The sequence below is a fragment of the Aerococcus sp. L_32 genome, from assembly GCF_050689315.1.
Genome location: NZ_JBOEQF010000521.1, coordinates 1 through 1237, shown reverse-complemented (window position 1 = coordinate 1237; position 1237 = coordinate 1). Strand labels below are relative to the sequence as shown.

Here is a 1237-nt window from a genome sequence, read left to right as displayed (position 1 = left end):
CAGAATAAACGACTGAATAGGTCACCTATAGGAGTTATTTAAAGATGGAAAGATTACAAAAAGTGATGGCACACGCAGGTGTTGCCTCGAGACGAGAGTCTGAAAAATTGATTGCCGCAGGACGCGTGAAAGTCAACGGTGAGGTTGTCAGAGAGCTGGGCCATAAAGTATCCAACACTGACCGCATTGAAGTAGACCAAGTACCTATATATAAAGAAGAACCAGTGTACTACGTATTCTACAAGCCAACTGGCGTGATTTCTGCAGTGAAAGATGATAAAGACCGGAAAGTGGTGACTGACTTTTTCCCAGGAATTGAACAACGGATTTATCCAGTAGGACGGTTAGACTACAATACCTCAGGATTATTGTTATTAACTAACGACGGTGAATTCGCCAATACCTTGATGCACCCTCGCTATGAAATCAACAAAGTCTATGTGGCTAAAGTTGAAGGTGTCATTACCGGAGAAGAACGTAAGCAATTAGAGCGAGGTGTTGAAATTGACGGTGTGAAAACTGCCCCAGCACAAGCGAAAATTCTTTCTGTTGATAAGGACAAAAAGACCACCATTATCGAGTTGGTTATCCATGAGGGGCGTAACCGCCAAGTCCGTAAAATGTTAGAAGCAGTGGGTCATCCGGTAGCCAAGTTGAAACGTGAACGTTACGGCTTTTTAGACCTTAAAGGTTTGAAACCAGGAGACAGCAGAACCTTACTAAAACACGAAATCGAAGAATTATTGGCGAATGCCAAGAAAAAGTAAGCGTCCTACTTGAAAAAAGTAAGATACTTGCTATAATAGGTATTGTAATCAAATAAATTTGAAGCAATCTTCAGGGCAGGGTGAAATTCCCGATCGGCGGTAAAGTCCGCGACTCCCATTTGGGACTGATCTAGTGAAATTCTAGAACCGACTGTAAAGTCAGGATGGAAGAAGATGGGCGGACTATGTCTGTTTGCCTATACTCTTTTTACCTTGAAGGTGGAAAGAGTTTTTTTATTTCCACTTTTGAGTGCCAACCCCATGAAGTAGAAAAGGAGAGAAATTCACATGGGAAAAAATCACACTAAAGAAATCGTATTGGTCGCAATTGTCGGGGCACTATCATTCATATTGATGTTTATTGGTTTTCCAATCATCCCGGCCTTACCTTACTTAAAGGTAGACTTTTCACTTGTACCAATCTTACTCGTCGCATTCATTTCAGGACCTAAAAAAGCAGTTGCTGCCAG

The 1237-nt window shown here is 41.7% G+C and carries 2 protein-coding genes and 1 riboswitch; both genes read left to right on the top strand.

Annotation, left to right across the window (positions count from 1 at the left end; genetic code table 11):
• Positions 1–44 precede the first annotated feature (44 nt).
• Entirely contained in the window at positions 45–767 is a 723-nt protein-coding gene (locus ACRCJ0_RS14425) for a pseudouridine synthase (protein WP_016897599.1), read from the top strand.
• A 62-nt stretch (positions 768–829) separates the two neighbouring features.
• A riboswitch (FMN riboswitch) is annotated at positions 830–947 on the top strand.
• A gap of 108 nt (positions 948–1055) precedes the next feature.
• Positions 1056–1237, top strand: a 182-nt coding sequence (locus tag ACRCJ0_RS14420) for an ECF transporter S component (protein WP_431390903.1), incomplete at its 3' end; no start/stop codon positions are given.